Raw genomic sequence first — 17,998 nt, 5'->3', positions numbered from 1 at the left:
CAAAAGCAATGTCAATTACGCGCTACGGCGCAGCATGCCCTGCTTTTTCAGCCACACCAGCAGGATCGAAATCGCCGCCGGGGTCACGCCCGAGATGCGGGATGCCTGACCGATCGACACCGGTTTGTGATCGTTCAGCTTGGCGATCACTTCGTTGGAAAGGCCCGTCACCTGGCGGTAGTCCAGCATTTCCGGCAGCAGCGTGTTTTCGTTACGCTGCTGTTTTTCGATCTCATCCTGCTGACGGGCGATGTAACCTTCGTACTTCACCTGGATCTCGACCTGCTCTGCCGCTTCAGCGTCTTCCAGGCCCGGCGCGAACGCGGTCAGTTTGACCAGGTTCTCGTAGGTGACTTCTGGACGGCGCAGCAGATCTTCACCGCTGGCTTCGCGCGACAGCGGCGCGGTTAAGTGAGCGTTCACTTCAGCAGCGGTTTCCGCCTGCGGATTCACCCAGGTGGTTTTCAGACGCTGACGTTCCTGCTCAATGCGCTCCAGCTTCTCGTTGAAGCGCGCCCAGCGCTCGTCATCGACCAGACCCAGCTCGCGACCCATTTCGGTCAGACGCAGGTCGGCGTTATCTTCACGCAGCATCAGGCGATATTCCGCGCGAGAGGTAAACATACGGTACGGTTCTTTGGTACCCAGCGTGCAGAGATCGTCAACCAGCACGCCCAGATAAGCCTGAGAACGCGCCGGAGCCCAGCCCTCTTTCTCAGCAGAGAAGCGCGCGGCGTTCAGACCGGCAAGCAGGCCCTGTGCAGCCGCTTCTTCGTAGCCGGTGGTGCCGTTAATCTGACCCGCGAAGAACAGACCGTGGATGAATTTGCTCTCCAGGGTCGGCTTCAGGTCACGCGGATCGAAGAAATCGTACTCAATAGCGTAGCCAGGGCGAACGATTTTTGCGTTCTCCATACCCTGCATTGAGCGAACAATTTGCATCTGTACGTCGAACGGCAGGCTGGTGGAGATGCCGTTCGGGTAAATTTCGTTTGAGGTCAACCCTTCCGGCTCCAGGAAGATCTGGTGCTGGTTGCGATCGGCAAAGCGCATCACTTTGTCTTCGATCGACGGGCAGTAGCGTGGACCGATCCCTTCGATCACGCCGGCGTACATCGGGCTGCGATCGAGGTTATTGCGGATCACGTCATGGGTTTTCTCGTTGGTGTGCGTGATGTAGCACGGCACCTGCTGCGGATGCTGTGCCGCATTGCCCATAAACGAGAAGACCGGCATTGGGTTATCACCCTGCTGTTGCGCCAGCACGCTGAAATCGATGGTGCGCACATCAATACGCGGCGGCGTACCGGTTTTCAGGCGGCTGACGCGCAGCGGCAGCTCGCGCAGACGGCGAGACAATGGGATAGACGGCGGATCGCCTGCACGGCCGCCGCTGTAGTTATCCAGACCAATATGAATTTTACCGTCAAGGAAGGTACCCACGGTCAACACCACGGCTTTAGCGCGGAATTTGAGGCCCATCTGGGTCACGGCGCCCACGACGCGATCGTTCTCAACGATAAGATCTTCAACCGCCTGCTGGAAGATCATCAGGTTCGGCTGGTTCTCCAGCGCGGTACGTACCGCCTGGCGATAAAGTACGCGGTCTGCCTGAGCACGGGTCGCACGCACAGCGGGGCCTTTACTGGCGTTTAGTATCCTAAACTGAATGCCTGCGTGATCGATCGCTTTCGCCATCAGGCCGCCAAGTGCATCCACTTCTTTTACCAGGTGTCCTTTCCCAATGCCGCCAATCGCCGGATTACAGGACATTTGTCCCAGCGTGTCGATATTGTGTGTCAAAAGCAGGGTCTGCTGACCCATTCGCGCTGCGGCCATTGCGGCCTCAGTGCCTGCGTGACCCCCGCCAATGATGATGACGTCAAAAGGATCCTGATAAAACATGGTGGTCTGCCTCGCGTAAAGCGGTAAGAAAATGGATTGAAGCCCGGGCCGTGGATTCTACTCAACTTTAGTCTTTCGAGAAAGCATTGGGATCCTGGGCTATTAAAAAGAAGATCTTTTTATTTAGAGATCTGTTCTATTGTGATCTCTTATTAGGATCGCGAACCCGTGTGGATAAGTGCGATCTCATAAAGAAGATCATGCAGTTAGAAAGGATCGTTTGCTGTGAATGATCGGTGATCCTGGACCGTATAAGCTGGGATCAGATCGCGACTTTATACACAGGCCAAAAACGGCGCTACGGTTGTTCTTTGGATAACTACGGGTTAATACGAGCTTTTAACCAGAGTTATCCACATCTGTTCGCGCGATCTTTAATCGTTTTTGAGTAAATTTTTCCATTCCGCGAGCCAGATCTCGGCTGGATCCTCCGGAATGTCATGATCGAGGATGTTGATCTTGAGCGTTTCACCCAGCTGTTTTGCTCCGCAGGAGGTCACAGCGGCTTCGACTTTCTCTATTGCCCCGCAAAAGGTGTCATATTCACGACTGCCGATCCCCACTGCGCCAAAACGGACGTTTGACAGGTCGGGCTGCTGTTCCAGCAGTTCGTCATATAAAGGTTGCAGGTTGTCCGGCAGATCGCCCGCGCCGTGCGTGGAGGTGATCAGCAGCCAGACCCCGTCAGTCGGGAGATCTTCCAGCAACGGGCCGTGCAGGGTTTCCGTAGAAAAGCCCGCCTCTTCCAGCTTTTCAGCCAGATGTTCCGCTACGTATTCTGCACCACCCAGGGTGCTGCCGCTGATAAGGGTAATGTCCGCCATTGATCGCTCGCTCAGATAAAGAGACGGCCATTGTACGCTGTGAACGAGCTGGGATCTACCTGTGGAAAATGTGGGAATGGATTTGCCCGATCACGGGCGGATGGTACGCATGATCGGGTTTTGCAGGGAGATCAGTGTCTCGGTGGACTGAATTTCATCGATTGTTTGGATCTTGTTGATAAGTACCTGCTGGAGGGCGTCGATGGATCGGCACATGACCTTAATAAAGATGCTGTAGTGCCCGGTGGTGTAGTACGCCTCGGTGACTTCATCCAGCGCGTTTAGCTTCGCCAGGGCGGAGGGGTAGTCTTTTGCGCTTTTTAGAATGATGCCGATGAAGCAGCAGACGTCGTAACCCAGCTGCTTCGGGCTGACGTCAATGCGCGCGCCGGTAATGATCCCCGCCTGCTTCATCTTCTCTACGCGAACGTGGATGGTGCCCGGACTGACGCCAAACTGCTTCGCCAGTTCGGCGTAGGCGGTACGGGCATTGGCCATTAACGCCTCCAGAATGCCGCGGTCGAGATTGTCGATCTGATAATTTTCCATAGCTTTTTCTTATGAAGATTAATGAATCACTCTATTCTAGCGCCTTATTTTATCGAATCAAAAGTGAAGGCGGCTTTTTGTTGATGGGTTATTGAATAAGGTGCCATTTCTGTTGCTTAATCAATATCAACAGGACGCAGGAGTATAAATAATGAAAACCGCTTACATCGCAAAACAACGCCAGATCAGTTTCGTAAAATCCCATTTTTCCCGCCAGCTTGAAGAGAAGCTTGGGCTGATTGAAGTCCAGGCACCGATCCTCAGCCGCGTGGGTGACGGAACGCAGGATAACCTCTCTGGATGCGAAAAAGCGGTACAGGTGAAAGTGAAAACGCTGCCAGACGCCCAGTTCGAAGTGGTTCATTCACTGGCGAAGTGGAAGCGTCAGACCCTGGGACAACATGACTTCAGCGCGGGCGAAGGGCTCTACACGCACATGAAAGCCCTTCGCCCCGATGAAGACCGCCTGTCTCCCATTCATTCCGTTTACGTTGACCAGTGGGACTGGGAGCGCGTGATGGGTGATGGCGAGCGCCACGTTGGCACGCTGAAGTCTACCGTTGAGGCGATCTACGCCGGGATCAAAGCGACCGAAGCGGCCGTAAGCAAAGCGTTTGGTCTGGCACCGTTCCTGCCGGAAACGATCCACTTTGTACACAGCCAGGAATTGCTGACCCGTTTCCCGGATCTGGATGCCAAAGGCCGCGAGCGGGCGATCGCCAAAGAGCTCGGGGCGGTGTTCCTGATTGGGATCGGCGGCAAGCTGTCTGATGGCAAACGCCACGACGTTCGTGCGCCGGATTATGATGACTGGAGCACCACCGGTGAGGGGGAATTTGCCGGTCTGAACGGCGATATTCTTGTCTGGAACCCGGTGCTGGAAGACGCATTCGAGCTTTCTTCTATGGGGATCCGCGTGGATGCTGAGGCGCTGAAGCGCCAGCTGGCGGTGACTGGAGATGAAGATCGTCTCAAACTGGAGTGGCACCAGGCGCTGCTGCGTGGGGAAATGCCGCAGACGATTGGCGGCGGTATCGGCCAGTCCCGTCTGACCATGCTGCTGCTTCAGCTGCCCCATATTGGTCAGGTGCAGTGTGGCGTCTGGCCGCAGCAGGTGCGTGAAAGCGTCGGTTCTCTTCTGTAATTAACGCTGCCAGCGTCTGAGCAGGCGGCTACGCAACCCGGTATCAAAGCGCCAGATATGATCGAAGATGCGCATGATGCCGGGTTTTCCATGGGCGGACATCGCCACCGCATGAAAACGGTGCTGATGCACACGCTGTAATTCCTTCACTTTATTGACCACGTCATCCGGCAGCCGCTGGGCAATAAAATCGGATATCACTACCGCGTCAGCGTCATACCAGTCGCCGCCCTGCATCCGCTCTACGATGCTGCGAAAACAGCTGGCCAGATCGGTTCCGCCGCGAAAGCGCTGGCTCAGGAAGCGGATTGCCTGCTCGATCCCCTGCTGGTTCGTCAGCTCATAGCCCACGACTTCGCTGGAGAACAGCATAATGAAGCAGCGACGGCGATCGGCGAGCGCCACGCGCATCAGCGCCAGACAGAACGCCTTTGCACACTGCTCGTTAAACCCGCCCATGGAGCCGGACGTATCCACGCAGACAATAAATGGCCCGCGCGGCTGTTCGTCAAAATCCTGATGAATGACCGGCCGCTGGCTGATTTTCTCGCGCCAGGCTTCGCCGTGCAGCCGGTAGGTGAGGAGCTGTTTTTCCACCAGCCGACGGTAAAACTCATACTCCAGCTCGGTCATCCCCAGCGTGCTCAGCTCCGTGGGCAGCAGGCGCAGAATATCATCGCTCTGCTGGAGCCCGTCGACCTGCTCCGGTACGGTGGCCGGCTCACGCACCAGGGTACGGAAGGTTTCCATCGGGGCATCTTTCTTTGGAACCGACTTTGCCTCCCTTGAACGTCCCAGCTGTTCTGCAAGCTTCATCAGCTCGGGCTGCTGCGCCAGAAAATCGCCGTACTTGACGATCAGCTGATAGTCCCCGCGCCGAAGCTGGCCCGCGCTCATGTCCCAGAGACGCCCTGCCGCGTTCTCATTTTCCACCAGCACCTGCTCAAGCTGGCCGCTTAAGGTCATGCGTTCCTGAACTTCACTGAGCAGCTGTTCGCGCTCTTCATCCAGCAACTGCTGGTTTAGCGTCGTGGCCTGCACCACCAGGCTGAGACGCCAGCGCTGTAAGAAGAGGGTGTGCAGTGCGGGAGTGAACGTGGCGTTGTCCGTGACCAGCCCCCGGGCCTGGCTGGCAAACGGGGAGTGGACCTTGTCGAGCAACGTCAGGGTTTGCGGAAGCTGGACGATAAACTGCGACGTGGAAAGTCGCTGGCACTGCTGATAGCAGGCCACTTCTTCCGTTAACTCAGGGGGGACTTCGGTCTCTTTAAACCGTTGACGCAGGTTATCCCGCCAGCGCGGAAGATCGTCGGTCATCGCCTTTTTGAGCTTCGGAAATTTTTCAAAGAAGGCCGCCAGCTGCGGTGAAGCCAGAAGGGTGATCACCACTTCTTCGATCAACCCTTCCTCGCTGACGGCCAGCATGACGTTAAGCGTATCCAGGGTTAGCATTGACGCGCCTGTTTGATCTGCGCGCTGACGTCCTGCAGGCTGGCTTCGATGCGGCCTAACCAGTCGCTATGGATAAAGAGGCATTTTTGCTGTTCGCTAAAGCGGGTGTGCTGCTGGTGCCATTCGGTGTCCAGCGCGTCCAGCTGCTGCTTAATCTCTTCGGGGACGCTCTCAGAGGCGGTTCCCGGAAGCGCAAGACGCGAGCCCTGCAGGCTGACGTCGCGGATCACCAGGTGCTGGCTGCTGTCCACTTCCATGGTCAGCGGCTGCGCGAAACCGATGCCGTTGAGCTTTCCACGGATCTCTCCGCCCTTATCCAGCCACTGCGCCAGCGCCTCGCGCTCAATCGTCACGTGCACCACCTGCATGTCATGCAGCTTGAGCGGCTGCTGGAGCAGCAGGGTCAGCGTCGTGCTGGTGAGTTCGGCGGGTAATTCATAGTGCGGTTTGCGGGCGAACATCCCCCCCAGGCGATTCACTTTCAGCGCGGTTTTATCACTTTGCTGCTGCTGAAGCTGGATGCGCCGCTGGGCAATCGCCCCCAGCTGATTGAGCATCGTCTGCTGTCCCCAGGCGTGTCCGGTCATCAAAACGTCGAGCTGCTGCTGCATCAGATTCATGCCTTCCGCGTCGTGCCAGAGGCAGTCTTTCAGCAGGATCAGATCGATGGGCGCAACGGCATCGCGACCGCTGAACAGGGCGCTGGCCTGCAGCAGGCGGATCGCTTTTTTCCAGCGGCGATCGGAGACATAGGGGGCAGAGGGCAGTAAATCAAGCTGCTGGCGCAGCATGAAGATCAGCTCGAAGACGGAATCAGGCAGCTTAATTTTACCGATCTCTTCCTGCCACTGGTAATACTCCTCGTCTGATACCTGCAATGACGCTGCTACCGGGTTCTCGTTCTCATCCTGCTGGCTGACCAGCATGGAACGGAAGTTGGACTTATCCTGCACTTTGTCCAGCCACAGGCGGATCAGCATACGGTCATACAGCGCTTCCAGGCTGCTGTCGGCTTCAGGCAGTTCGTTTGAGGCGGCCACCAGCAGGCGCATCGGGATTTTCTCTTCACTGGCGCCGTTGCGGAACCGACGTTCGTTTATCGCCGTGAGCAGGGTGTTCAGAATGGCCGGGCCGGCTTTCCAGATCTCATCAAGGAAGACAATTTCTGCCTCAGGCAGATACCCCGTCGTCAGGCGCTCGTAGCGTCCTTCATCTTTCAGCGCCTGAATGGAAAGGGGGCCAAACACCTCTTCCGGGGTGGAAAAGCGGGTCATCAGGTATTCAAACGCGCGGGCGTTCTTAAAAGCAAACTTAAGCCTGCGGGCAATCAGGCTTTTGGCGATGCCCGGCGGCCCAAGCAGAAACACGCTTTCACCGCTCAATGCTGCCAGTAAACAGAGGCGAATGGCGTGGCTACGCTCGAAAAGGCCTTTCTCCAGCGCGCTGCTGAGGCGGGAAATTCTTTCTGCTAATAAATGTGAGTGAGCCATAATAGTTTTGCATCCTTTCGCCGTCGTGGCGGCCAATTGAAGCGAGTATAGACGTTTCAGTCAGGGCTGGTAATAGGCTGAAGTGCGGCGCAATTTTCTTTGCGCTACATTAATGCGGTTGCATTTAGGGGTACGATTTTGCAATGAATCGTGCATACTGTGCGCTTTTTGTGGGCCAAGGGACCAGGAACACATTTGTTATTTAAACGAAAAGACTAGTCTATGAGCACTGATAATAAGCAATCATTACCCGCAATTACGCTTGCGGCGATCGGGGTTGTCTACGGTGATATCGGCACCAGCCCGCTTTATACGCTTCGTGAATGTTTGTCCGGCCAGTTTGGCTTTGGTGTTGAGCGCGATGCCGTGTTTGGCTTCCTGTCCCTCATCTTCTGGCTGCTGATTCTGGTCGTTTCCGTTAAGTATCTCTCCTTCGTTATGCGCGCTGATAACGCGGGCGAAGGCGGTATCCTGACCCTGATGTCCCTTGCAGGGCGCAACACCTCCGCCAGAATGACCTCCGTGCTGGTGATTATCGGCCTGATTGGCGGCAGCTTCTTCTACGGAGAGGTGGTTATCACGCCCGCGATTTCGGTCCTCTCGGCGATAGAGGGGCTGGAGATCATCGCGCCACAGCTTGATACGTGGGTGGTCCCGCTGGCGATAATCGTGTTGACGCTGCTGTTTGTGATCCAGAAGCACGGTACCGGGCTGGTGGGAAAACTGTTTGCGCCGATTATGCTGGCCTGGTTCCTGATCCTGGCGGCGCTCGGTTTACGCAGCATTATCGCGAACCCGGAAGTGCTGCATGCGCTGAACCCATACTGGGCCGTGCATTTCTTCCTCGAATACAAAGTAGTTTCCTTCGTGGCGCTGGGGGCGGTCGTGCTCTCCATCACCGGTGTGGAAGCGCTGTATGCGGATATGGGTCACTTCGGAAAGCTGCCTATCCGCGTGGCCTGGTTTTTGGTTGTGCTGCCGTCGCTGGTGCTCAACTACTTCGGCCAGGGCGCGCTGTTGCTCAAAAATCCAGAAGCGATCAAGAACCCGTTCTTCCTGCTGGCACCTGACTGGGCGCTGGTGCCGATGCTGATCCTGGCGACGCTGGCGACCGTCATTGCCTCTCAGGCGGTGATTTCCGGCGTGTTTTCTCTGACGCGCCAGGCCGTGCGTCTGGGGTATCTCTCACCGATGCGCATCATTCATACCTCAGAGATGGAATCGGGCCAGATCTACATCCCGTTCGTTAACTGGCTGCTCTACTTCGCTGTTGTGATTGTGATTGTCAGCTTCGAGCACTCCAGCAACCTGGCGGCGGCGTACGGTATTGCGGTAACCGGCACCATGGTGCTGACATCGCTTCTCTCCACCACGGTGGCGTACCGTAACTGGCACTGGAATAAATTCCTCGTGGCGATGATTCTGGTGGGCTTCCTGTGCATTGACGTACCGCTGTTCTCCGCGAACCTCGACAAGATTGTCTCCGGCGGCTGGCTGCCGCTGACGCTGGGGCTGGTGATGTTCATCGTCATGACCACGTGGAAAAGCGAGCGCTTCCGCCTGCTGCGCCGTATGCATGAGCACGGGAATTCTCTGGAGGCGATGATCGCTTCTCTGGAGAAATCTCCGCCGGTCCGCGTGCCGGGCACCGCGGTGTATATGTCTCGCGCCCTGAACGTCATCCCGTTCGCGCTGATGCATAACCTCAAGCACAACAAAGTGCTGCACGAGCGCGTGATCCTGCTGACGCTGCGCACCGAAGATGCGCCTTACGTTCATAACGTGCGTCGCGTGCAAATCGAGCAGCTCTCCCCGACCTTCTGGCGCGTGGTGGCAAGCTACGGCTGGCGCGAAACGCCGAACGTGGAAGAGGTGTTCCACCGCTGTGGTCTGGAAGGCTTAAGCTGCCGCATGATGGAGACGTCGTTCTTTATGTCCCACGAGTCGCTGATCATCGGTAAGCGCCCGTGGTACCTGCGCCTGCGCGGCAAGCTGTATCTCATCCTGCAGCGTAACGCCCTGCGTGCGCCTGACCAGTTTGAGATCCCGCCTAACCGCGTGATAGAGCTGGGTACGCAGGTCGAGATTTAAGTCCTTTCCAAAATGCCGGGTGGCGCTGCGCTTACCCGGCCTACCAAACCCGTAGGCCCGCGCAAGCGAAGCGCCGCCGGGCAATTTCCCCCACAATATTTCACTTAGCGAAACGTTTCGACGTCGATCACAAATCTGTTACGTCATGGTGGTTTTCTGAACATTTCTGGCGCTACACTCCTTTTAGCGAAACGTTTCGCCAGTGGAGCAAGAAAATGAAGAAAGGCACTGTACTCAACTCAGAAATTTCGTCGGTTATTTCCCGTCTTGGGCATACCGATACGCTGGTGGTTTGCGATGCAGGCTTACCGGTTCCGCGCAGCACAACCCGTATTGATATGGCGTTAACGCAGGGTGTTCCTTCGTTTATGCAAGTACTGGACGTGGTGACCGCGGAGATGCAGGTTGAGGCGGCCATTCTCGCGGCGGAAATCAAACAACATAATCCGCAGCTCCACGAAACGTTGCTCAGCCATCTTGAGCAGCTGCAACAACACCAGGGAAACACCATCGAAATTCGTTACACAACGCACGAACAATTCAAACAACAAACCGCAGACAGTCAGGCGGTGATTCGCAGCGGGGAGTGTTCCCCGTATGCGAATATCATTCTCTGTGCTGGCGTCACCTTCTGAGGCCATCATGGACGCATTACTGCAACTCAAAGGGATCGATAAGTCGTTCCCAGGCGTAAAAGCCCTCTCCGGCGCGGCGCTGAACGTCTACCCCGGGCGCGTAATGGCGCTGGTGGGCGAAAACGGCGCCGGCAAATCCACCATGATGAAGGTGCTGACCGGTATCTATCAACGCGATGCCGGTTCACTCCTCTGGCTGGGTAAAGAAACCACCTTCACTGGCCCGAAATCTTCTCAGGAAGCGGGTATCGGCATTATTCACCAGGAGCTGAACCTGATCCCGCAGCTCACCATTGCGGAGAACATCTTCCTCGGCCGTGAGTTCGTGAACCGCTTCGGCAAGATCGACTGGAAAACCATGTATGCCGAAGCCGACAAGCTGTTGGCGAAGCTGAACCTGCGCTTTAAGAGCGACCGGCTGGTCGGCGATCTCTCCATCGGCGATCAGCAGATGGTGGAAATCGCGAAGGTGCTGAGCTTTGAGTCGAAGGTCATCATTATGGATGAACCGACCGACGCCCTGACCGATACCGAAACCGAATCCCTGTTCCGCGTTATCCGCGAGCTGAAATCGCAGGGGCGCGGGATTGTCTATATTTCTCACCGCATGAAAGAGATCTTTGAAATCTGCGATGACGTCACCGTCTTCCGCGACGGGCAGTTTATTGCCGAGCGACAAGTGGCCACGCTGACGGAAGATACGCTCATCGAAATGATGGTGGGACGCAAGCTTGAAGATCAGTATCCGCATCTGGATAAAGCGCCGGGTGAGATCCGCCTGAAGGTGGATAACCTCTGCGGCCCGGGTGTGAACGACGTGACCTTTACCCTGCGCCAGGGCGAGATCCTGGGCGTGGCGGGCCTGATGGGCGCGGGACGTACCGAGCTGATGAAAGTGTTGTACGGCGCACTGCCGCGCACCAGCGGTTATGTCACCCTCGACGGCCATGAAGTGGTCACCCGCTCCCCGCAGGATGGTCTGGCGAACGGCATCGTCTATATCTCCGAAGACCGCAAACGCGACGGCTTAGTGCTGGGCATGTCGGTAAAAGAGAACATGTCCCTGACCGCGCTGCGCTATTTCAGCCATAGCGGCGGCAGCCTGAAGCATAAAGACGAGCAGCAGGCGGTCAGTGATTTTATCCGTCTCTTTAATGTTAAAACGCCGTCGATGGAGCAGGCGATTGGCCTGTTGTCCGGCGGGAATCAGCAGAAAGTGGCAATTGCGCGCGGGCTGATGACGCGCCCGAAAGTGTTGATCCTTGATGAGCCAACCCGCGGCGTAGACGTGGGGGCGAAGAAAGAGATCTATCAGCTGATTAACCAGTTCAAGGCCGACGGTCTGAGCATCATTCTGGTCTCTTCCGAGATGCCAGAAGTATTGGGCATGAGCGATCGCATTATCGTCATGCATGAAGGGCATCTCGGCGGTGAATTCACTCGCGAGCAGGCCACCCAGGAAGTTCTGATGGCTGCCGCTGTGGGCAAGCTTAATCGCGTGAATCAGGAGTAAGAAGATGACTATCCAGGCTGTTTCTGGTCGCCGCTATTTCACAAAGGCGTGGCTGATGGAACAAAAATCGCTCATTGCCCTGCTGGTGCTGATCGCGATTGTGTCGACCATGAGCCCGAATTTCTTCACCGTAAATAACCTGTTCAACATTCTGCAGCAGACGTCTGTGAACGCCATTATGGCGGTCGGCATGACGCTGGTGATTTTGACCTCAGGGATCGATCTGTCCGTCGGTTCCCTGCTGGCGCTCACCGGTGCGATCGCCGCTTCGCTTGTCGGGATTGAAGTCAACGCGCTGGTGGCCGTGGCCGCGGCTCTGGCGGCAGGCGCGGCGATTGGCGCCGTCACCGGCGTGATTGTGGCAAAAGGCCGCGTTCAGGCGTTCATCGCGACGCTGGTGATGATGCTGCTGCTGCGCGGGGTGACCATGGTGTATACCAACGGCAGCCCGGTCAATACCGGCTTCACCGATAACGCCGATCTGTTTGGCTGGTTCGGTATCGGTCGCCCGCTGGGTGTCCCGACCCCGGTCTGGATCATGGCTATCGTCTTCCTGGCGGCGTGGTACATGCTGCACCATACCCGTCTGGGTCGTTATATCTATGCGCTGGGCGGTAACGAAGCGGCAACGCGCCTGTCCGGGATTAGCGTTAATAAAGTCAAAGTTATCGTGTACTCCCTGTGCGGTCTGCTGGCGTCACTGGCGGGCATCATCGAAGTGGCGCGCCTCTCTTCCGCGCAGCCGACGGCGGGTACGGGGTATGAGCTGGATGCTATTGCAGCAGTGGTTCTGGGCGGTACGAGTCTGGCGGGCGGTAAAGGTCGCATTGTTGGGACATTGATCGGCGCACTGATTCTCGGTTTCCTGAATAATGGTTTGAATTTGTTAGGTGTTTCCTCCTATTACCAGATGATCGTTAAGGCAGTGGTGATTTTGCTGGCGGTACTGGTAGACAACAAAAAACAGTAACTGACGACACTACAGGACATCTTAGATATGAACATGAAAAAACTGGCTACCCTGGTTTCTGCTGTCGCGCTGAGCGCAACCGTAAGTGCTAACGCCATGGCGAAAGATACCATCGCGCTGGTTGTCTCTACCCTGAACAACCCGTTCTTCGTCTCCCTGAAGGATGGAGCGCAGAAAGAAGCGGATAAACTGGGCTACAACCTGGTGGTACTGGATTCACAGAACAACCCGGCGAAAGAGCTGGCTAACGTTCAGGACTTAACCGTTCGTGGTACCAAAATTCTGCTGATCAACCCAACCGATTCTGATGCCGTAGGCAACGCCGTGAAGATGGCAAACCAGGCGAAAATTCCTGTGATCACCCTGGACCGTCAGGCAACCAAAGGCGACGTAGTGAGCCATATCGCGTCTGACAACGTGCTGGGCGGCAAAATCGCGGGTGACTACATTGCGAAGAAAGCCGGTGAAGGCGCGAAAGTCATCGAACTGCAGGGGATTGCCGGTACGTCTGCCGCCCGCGAGCGTGGCGAAGGCTTCCAGCAGGCGGTTGCAGCGCACAAATTCAACGTGCTGGCTAGCCAGCCGGCAGACTTCGACCGTACTAAAGGTCTGAACGTCATGCAGAACCTGCTGACCGCACATCCTGACGTGCAGGCGGTATTCGCTCAGAACGACGAAATGGCGCTGGGTGCGCTGCGCGCTCTGCAGACTGCAGGTAAATCTGATGTGATGGTTGTCGGATTTGACGGCACGCCGGATGGTGAAAAAGCAGTAAACGATGGCAAACTGGCTGCGACCATCGCTCAGCTGCCTGAGCAGATTGGCGCGACTGGCGTTGAAACTGCCGACAAAGTGCTGAAGGGCGAAAAAGTTCAGGCTAAATACCCTGTTGACCTGAAACTGGTTATCAAGCAGTAAAAGGCGAATCAGGCCGTCACTGGCGGCCTGAGGGACACCAATAAAGAAAAGTGTGGCATACGCCACCGGGTAACACCGGTGGCGCTCTCAGATGGACAACCCAACCATGAAAACCGCAGGCAACCTCGTCGTCCTTGGCAGTATCAATGCCGATCACATTCTTAACCTTGAATCGTTCCCTACACCGGGCGAAACCGTCACGGGTAACCAGTATCAGGTCGCATTCGGCGGTAAAGGGGCAAACCAGGCCGTCGCTGCCGGTCGCAGCGGGGCGAATATTGCGTTTATCGCCTGCACGGGTGATGACGATACCGGCGAGCGCGTACGCAAGCAGCTGGCGAGCGACAACATCGATATCGCACCTGTCAGCGTTGTTGCAGGGGAATCTACCGGCGTGGCGCTGATTTTCGTCAACGCAGAAGGTGAGAATGTCATCGGTATTCATGCTGGCGCTAACGCAGCGCTGACGACGGAGCGCGTGGAAGCGCAACGTGCAATCATTGGCGGCGCCGAGGCCCTGCTGATGCAGCTGGAGTCGCCGGTTGAAAGCGTGCTGGCCGCGGCCAAAATTGCGCATGAAAATCATACCACTGTCGTACTTAACCCGGCCCCTGCCCGTGTATTATCTGACGAGCTGCTGGCGCTGGTGGATATCATCACGCCGAACGAAACCGAAGCCGAAAAGCTGACGGGCATTCGCGTAGAAAACGATGACGATGCCGCGCGAGCCGCGCGTGCGCTGCACGACAAAGGCATCGGAACCGTGATCATCACCCTGGGCAGCCGTGGGGTATGGGCAAGCGTAAACGGTGAAGGCCGTCGCGTGCCGGGCTTTAAGGTGAAGGCGATTGATACCATCGCAGCGGGAGACACCTTCAATGGTGCGCTGGTGACCGCGCTGCTGGAAGGCAAGAAAATGGATGATGCGATCCGCTTCGCGCATGCCGCTGCCGCGATTGCGGTGACGCGCAAGGGCGCTCAGCCATCCGTTCCGTGGCGTAAAGAGATCGATGAATTCTTAAGTCAGCAGGGGTAACGCTTGGCCACAATGAAAGATGTCGCCCGCCTGGCGGGCGTTTCTACCTCGACGGTTTCTCACGTCATTAATAACGATCGCTTCGTCAGCGAGGCGATTCGGGAAAAAGTCGAAGCGGCAGTAAAAGATCTCAACTATGCGCCGTCTGCACTGGCGCGCAGCCTTAAGCTCAACCAGACGCGTACGATCGGTATGCTGATCACCGCCAGTACCAACCCCTTTTATTCTGAGCTGGTTCGCGGCGTGGAGCGCAGCTGCTTCGAGCGTGGCTACAGCCTGGTGCTGTGCAATACCGAAGGGGACGAGCAGCGCATGAACCGTAACCTGGAAACGCTGATGCAAAAACGCGTCGACGGGCTACTGCTGCTGTGTACCGAAACGCACCAGCCGTCGAAAGAGATTATCCAGCGCTATCCCTCCATTCCCACGGTGATGATGGACTGGGCGCCGTTCGACGGCACCAGCGACCTCATTCAGGATAATTCTCTGCTGGGGGGTGATATGGCCACCCAGTATCTGATCGATAAAGGCTATACCCGCATTGCCTGCATTACCGGTCCGCTGGACAAAACCCCGGCGCGTTTGCGTCTGGAAGGATATCTCGCCGCGATGGCGCGGGCGGGACTTTCCGTGCCGGAAGGGTATCGTATTACCGGTGATTTTGAGTTTCACGGTGGTTTTGAAGCGATGCAGACGCTGCTGGCGCAACCGCAGCGTCCGCAGGCGGTGTTTATCGGCAACGACGCCATGGCGTTTGGCGCCTATCAGGCGTTATATCAGGCCGGTTTGCGCGTTCCCCATGATATGGCGGTAATCGGCTACGATGATATCGAGCTGGCCAGCTATATGACGCCGCCGCTCACCACCATTCATCAGCCAAAAGATGAACTGGGCGAGCTGGCCATCGATGTGTTGATCCACCGAATGGCTCAGCCCACGCTGCAGCAGCAGCGCCTGCAGCTTACTCCTGTTCTGATGGAACGCGGTTCGGTTTAGCTTTCTCTTTGTGACGCTCTTTAATCAGGTTTCGGCCGTCTTTCGGTTTTAACAGCATAAAGACCAGCGCTGAAACGACGGTGAGTGCGCCCATGGTGATAAAGGTATAGTGGAACTGCTCGACGGTGTTCGCGCTGTCGAAACCTTCATAAAACCGCAGTACCGCCGCGCTCACTGCAACCCCTAAACTGATCGACAGCTGCTGTGTGACTGCCAGCACGCTGTTGCCGCTACTGGCGTTCTCGTCGGTCAGATCCGCAAGGGTGATGGTGTTCATCGATGTGAACTGCGTCGACATCGCCATGCCCAGCACAAACAGCGGCAGGATCAGCATCCAGACGGGAAGCGAGGCGGACTGCAGCGAGAACTGCGCAATCATCAGACCGATAAAGACCGTCACGCCAACCAGCGTTTTGCGATAGCCAAACCAGCGTAGCACCTGCGTCACGGTCGATTTTGCCAGAATCGAGCCCATCGCCGTGGGCGCCATCATGCAGCCGGCAATCAGTGCCGGATAGCCGAAACCAACCTGCAGCATCAGCGGCATCAGGAACGGTACGCAGCCCGTCCCCAGACGCGAGGCAATGTTTCCCGCGATCCCGACGGAAAACGTTCGGGTGTTGAAGAGCCCAAGAGAGATTAACGGCATCGGATGGCGGCGCGCATGACGTATATAAAGAAGGAAAAGCAGAATCCCGGCGAGGATAACGGAGAGCGCCATCCACGTCGCGACGATCTTCTCGCCAAACAGCTCCATCCCGCTGGAGAAGAGCACCAGGCTCAGGCCAAACAGGAAGAAGCCGCCCATATCGAAACTGCGCCTTGGCGTGGTGAAGTTCGGCATATATTTGCGGGCATACAGCAGCCCCGCTACGCCAATCGGAATATTAATCAGGAAGATCCAGTGCCAGCTTGCCCAGGTGACAAACACGCCACCGAGTACCGGGCCAAGTATCGGCCCTACCAAACCCGGCATGGTGACGAAGTTAAGCACGGGAAGCAGTTCGCTTCGAGGGTAGGCTCGTAATAAGGCAAGGCGCGCCACGGGCATCATCATCGCGCCGCCAATGCCCTGTAATACGCGGAAGATAACCAGCTCCGTTAAGGACGAGGAGAGCGCACAGGCCAGCGAACCGAGCGTAAAGAGCGTTACGGCCAGCATGAAAACTCTGCGGGTGCCGAAGCGGTCGGCCAGCCAGCCGCTAACAGGGATCAGCATCGCGACCGTCAGGGTATAGCTGATGATGGCGGACTGCATCGCCAGCGGGGAACGGTTGAGGCTTTGCGCAATAGCGGGAAGCGCGGTGTTGAGGATGGTGGCATCCAGTGCCTGCATAAAAAACGCCATGGCTGCAATCCACGGCAATCCGGCCATGCTGCGCGCTTTTTTCTTTGTCATTTATTTACCTGCTGGTGGGTTGGCGCAGCCAGCAATGCCTGGCACGCACTCAGGGCTCGCTGCCCGTCGCTTTCCTGAATGGCATCCACTATCGCCTGGTGCCATTCCAGTTTTACCACGTCGTCTTGTGTAATAGAGGTAAAGTAAGTGTGGTACACCGAATGGAATAACGAGGCAAAAGAGGTGAGGAACGGATTGGCGCTCATCATATAGATATGTTCATGCCAGGCCATATCGACCTCAACCCAGCGTTCGCGGTTGAAGTGTTTTTTCAGGAACACCATCTCTTCCATCAACGCATTAAGCTGCGCTTTCTGCTCCGCTGTTCCAAGCGTGGCAGCAAGCAGACATGCCTGAGGCTCAAGGCTACTGCGCATTACCAGAAAGTGATCGATCACCTGATGAAAGTTGTCTTCTGTCATCCACCAGGATAGCAGCTCCTGATCGAGAAAATTCCAGTTACTCTGTGGCATCACGCGTGTGCCAATACGAGGACGCGGAAGCACCATTCCTTTCGCCGTCAGGGTTTTCACCGCTTCGCGCACGGCGGTACGGCTCACCCCAAACTGCTCACCCAGCTCCATTTCACCCGGCAGGATGCTTCCCGGGGCATATTTACCCGCTAAAATCCGCTGAGCCAGCTTTTCGGCCAGCACATAAGACAGGTTTTTTTGGGCGGCCAGCTGTTGCGCGCTTAATGGCATCGCTTTTATTCCTTAAAGATTCATGCTGATAATTATGCCACCGTGAATGTGATTGTGGTTGCAGATACATCAAATAGAACAATTTGTAGCTTGATTTCACCTCTATTGGTGAAAAAAAACGCGGATGGAAACTTTTTTTAAATTTCCTCTTGTCACATCAGAATAACTCCCTATAATGCGCCTCCACTGACACGGAACAACGGCACACACGCCGCCGGGTCAGCAGAGAATAGCGAAAATAAACGCTTGACTCTGAAGCGGGAAGGCGTAATATGCACACCCCGCGCCGCAGCGAAAACGAAGCGGCACTGCTCTTTAACAATTTATCAGACAATCTGTGTGGGCACTCAAAGTGACATGGATTCTTAACGT

The 17,998-nt window shown here is 56.3% G+C and carries 15 protein-coding genes; 8 read left to right on the top strand and 7 right to left on the bottom strand.

Going from position 1 to position 17,998, the window contains the following annotated elements:
• Window positions 1–15 precede the first annotated feature (15 nt).
• The 3 genes from mnmG to asnC all read right to left on the bottom strand — a co-directional run bounded on the left by mnmG (window position 16) and on the right by asnC (window position 3,278).
• A complete protein-coding gene (gene mnmG, locus ACOTXI_RS19945; RefSeq protein ID WP_421633961.1) occupies window positions 16–1,905 on the bottom strand; it encodes a tRNA uridine-5-carboxymethylaminomethyl(34) synthesis enzyme MnmG in 1,890 nt (629 codons plus the stop codon).
• Between the two features lie 374 nt (window positions 1,906–2,279).
• A complete protein-coding gene (mioC, locus tag ACOTXI_RS19940) occupies window positions 2,280–2,729 on the bottom strand; it encodes an FMN-binding protein MioC (RefSeq protein WP_008500197.1) in 450 nt (149 codons plus the stop codon).
• A 90-nt stretch (window positions 2,730–2,819) separates the two neighbouring features.
• Window positions 2,820–3,278: a transcriptional regulator AsnC gene (gene asnC / locus ACOTXI_RS19935; RefSeq protein WP_008500198.1), complete on the bottom strand. Its 459-nt coding sequence runs from the start codon at window positions 3,276–3,278 to the stop codon at window positions 2,820–2,822.
• A 151-nt stretch (window positions 3,279–3,429) separates the two neighbouring features.
• Here asnC and asnA point away from each other — a divergent pair, with 151 nt between their 5' ends.
• Entirely contained in the window at window positions 3,430–4,422 is a 993-nt protein-coding gene (gene asnA / locus ACOTXI_RS19930) for an aspartate--ammonia ligase (protein WP_023345140.1), read from the top strand.
• On the opposite strand, the gene viaA is transcribed toward asnA, so the two are convergent.
• The gene (gene viaA, locus ACOTXI_RS19925) at window positions 4,423–5,874 is read right to left on the bottom strand and encodes an ATPase RavA stimulator ViaA (protein WP_021242661.1); all 1,452 of its coding nucleotides are present in this window, start codon (window positions 5,872–5,874) and stop codon (window positions 4,423–4,425) included.
• Window positions 5,868–7,364, bottom strand: a complete 1,497-nt coding sequence (gene ravA / locus ACOTXI_RS19920; protein ID WP_058653735.1) for an ATPase RavA — start codon at window positions 7,362–7,364, stop codon at window positions 5,868–5,870. The genes viaA and ravA overlap by 7 nt, the downstream gene beginning before the upstream one ends.
• Window positions 7,365–7,586: 222 nt before the next feature.
• On the opposite strand from ravA, the gene kup reads away from it, so the two are divergent.
• The 7 genes from kup (at window position 7,587) to rbsR (ending at window position 15,523) form a co-directional block, all read left to right on the top strand.
• Window positions 7,587–9,455 (top strand): low affinity potassium transporter Kup, encoded by a 1,869-nt coding sequence (gene kup / locus ACOTXI_RS19915; RefSeq protein WP_021242659.1) that lies wholly within the window; start codon window positions 7,587–7,589, stop codon window positions 9,453–9,455.
• 215 nt (window positions 9,456–9,670) lie between these two features.
• Window positions 9,671–10,090: a D-ribose pyranase gene (rbsD, locus tag ACOTXI_RS19910; RefSeq protein ID WP_008503495.1), complete on the top strand. Its 420-nt coding sequence runs from the start codon at window positions 9,671–9,673 to the stop codon at window positions 10,088–10,090.
• A 7-nt stretch (window positions 10,091–10,097) separates the two neighbouring features.
• Window positions 10,098–11,603, top strand: a complete 1,506-nt coding sequence (gene rbsA, locus ACOTXI_RS19905; RefSeq protein ID WP_008503496.1) for a ribose ABC transporter ATP-binding protein RbsA — start codon at window positions 10,098–10,100, stop codon at window positions 11,601–11,603.
• Window positions 11,604–11,607: 4 nt separating this feature from the next.
• Window positions 11,608–12,573 carry a ribose ABC transporter permease gene (rbsC, locus tag ACOTXI_RS19900; protein WP_058653736.1) on the top strand — a complete coding sequence of 322 codons (966 nt, stop codon included), beginning with the start codon at window positions 11,608–11,610 and terminating at the stop codon, window positions 12,571–12,573.
• A gap of 27 nt (window positions 12,574–12,600) precedes the next feature.
• Window positions 12,601–13,491 (top strand): ribose ABC transporter substrate-binding protein RbsB, encoded by an 891-nt coding sequence (rbsB, locus tag ACOTXI_RS19895; RefSeq protein WP_008503498.1) that lies wholly within the window; start codon window positions 12,601–12,603, stop codon window positions 13,489–13,491.
• Between the two features lie 106 nt (window positions 13,492–13,597).
• Window positions 13,598–14,527 carry a ribokinase gene (gene rbsK / locus ACOTXI_RS19890; RefSeq protein WP_046091982.1) on the top strand — a complete coding sequence of 310 codons (930 nt, stop codon included), beginning with the start codon at window positions 13,598–13,600 and terminating at the stop codon, window positions 14,525–14,527.
• Window positions 14,528–14,530: 3 nt separating this feature from the next.
• Window positions 14,531–15,523, top strand: a complete 993-nt coding sequence (rbsR, locus tag ACOTXI_RS19885) for a ribose operon transcriptional repressor RbsR (protein WP_021242654.1) — start codon at window positions 14,531–14,533, stop codon at window positions 15,521–15,523.
• On the opposite strand, the gene mdtD is transcribed toward rbsR, so the two are convergent.
• Together mdtD and ACOTXI_RS19875 are read right to left on the bottom strand one after the other, a co-directional pair.
• A complete protein-coding gene (gene mdtD, locus ACOTXI_RS19880; RefSeq protein WP_023326354.1) occupies window positions 15,489–16,922 on the bottom strand; it encodes a multidrug transporter subunit MdtD in 1,434 nt (477 codons plus the stop codon). The genes rbsR and mdtD overlap by 35 nt on opposite strands.
• Window positions 16,919–17,626: a FadR/GntR family transcriptional regulator gene (locus tag ACOTXI_RS19875; RefSeq protein WP_021242652.1), complete on the bottom strand. Its 708-nt coding sequence runs from the start codon at window positions 17,624–17,626 to the stop codon at window positions 16,919–16,921. Before ACOTXI_RS19875 ends, mdtD begins: the two co-directional genes overlap by 4 nt.
• Window positions 17,627–17,998 lie beyond the last annotated feature (372 nt).

Origin of the sequence: Enterobacter cloacae complex sp. BZL2005 (genome assembly GCF_049238885.1) — a bacterium.
Classification (GTDB): domain Bacteria; phylum Pseudomonadota; class Gammaproteobacteria; order Enterobacterales; family Enterobacteriaceae; genus Enterobacter; species Enterobacter roggenkampii.
This window is presented reverse-complemented; position numbering and strand designations above follow the sequence as displayed.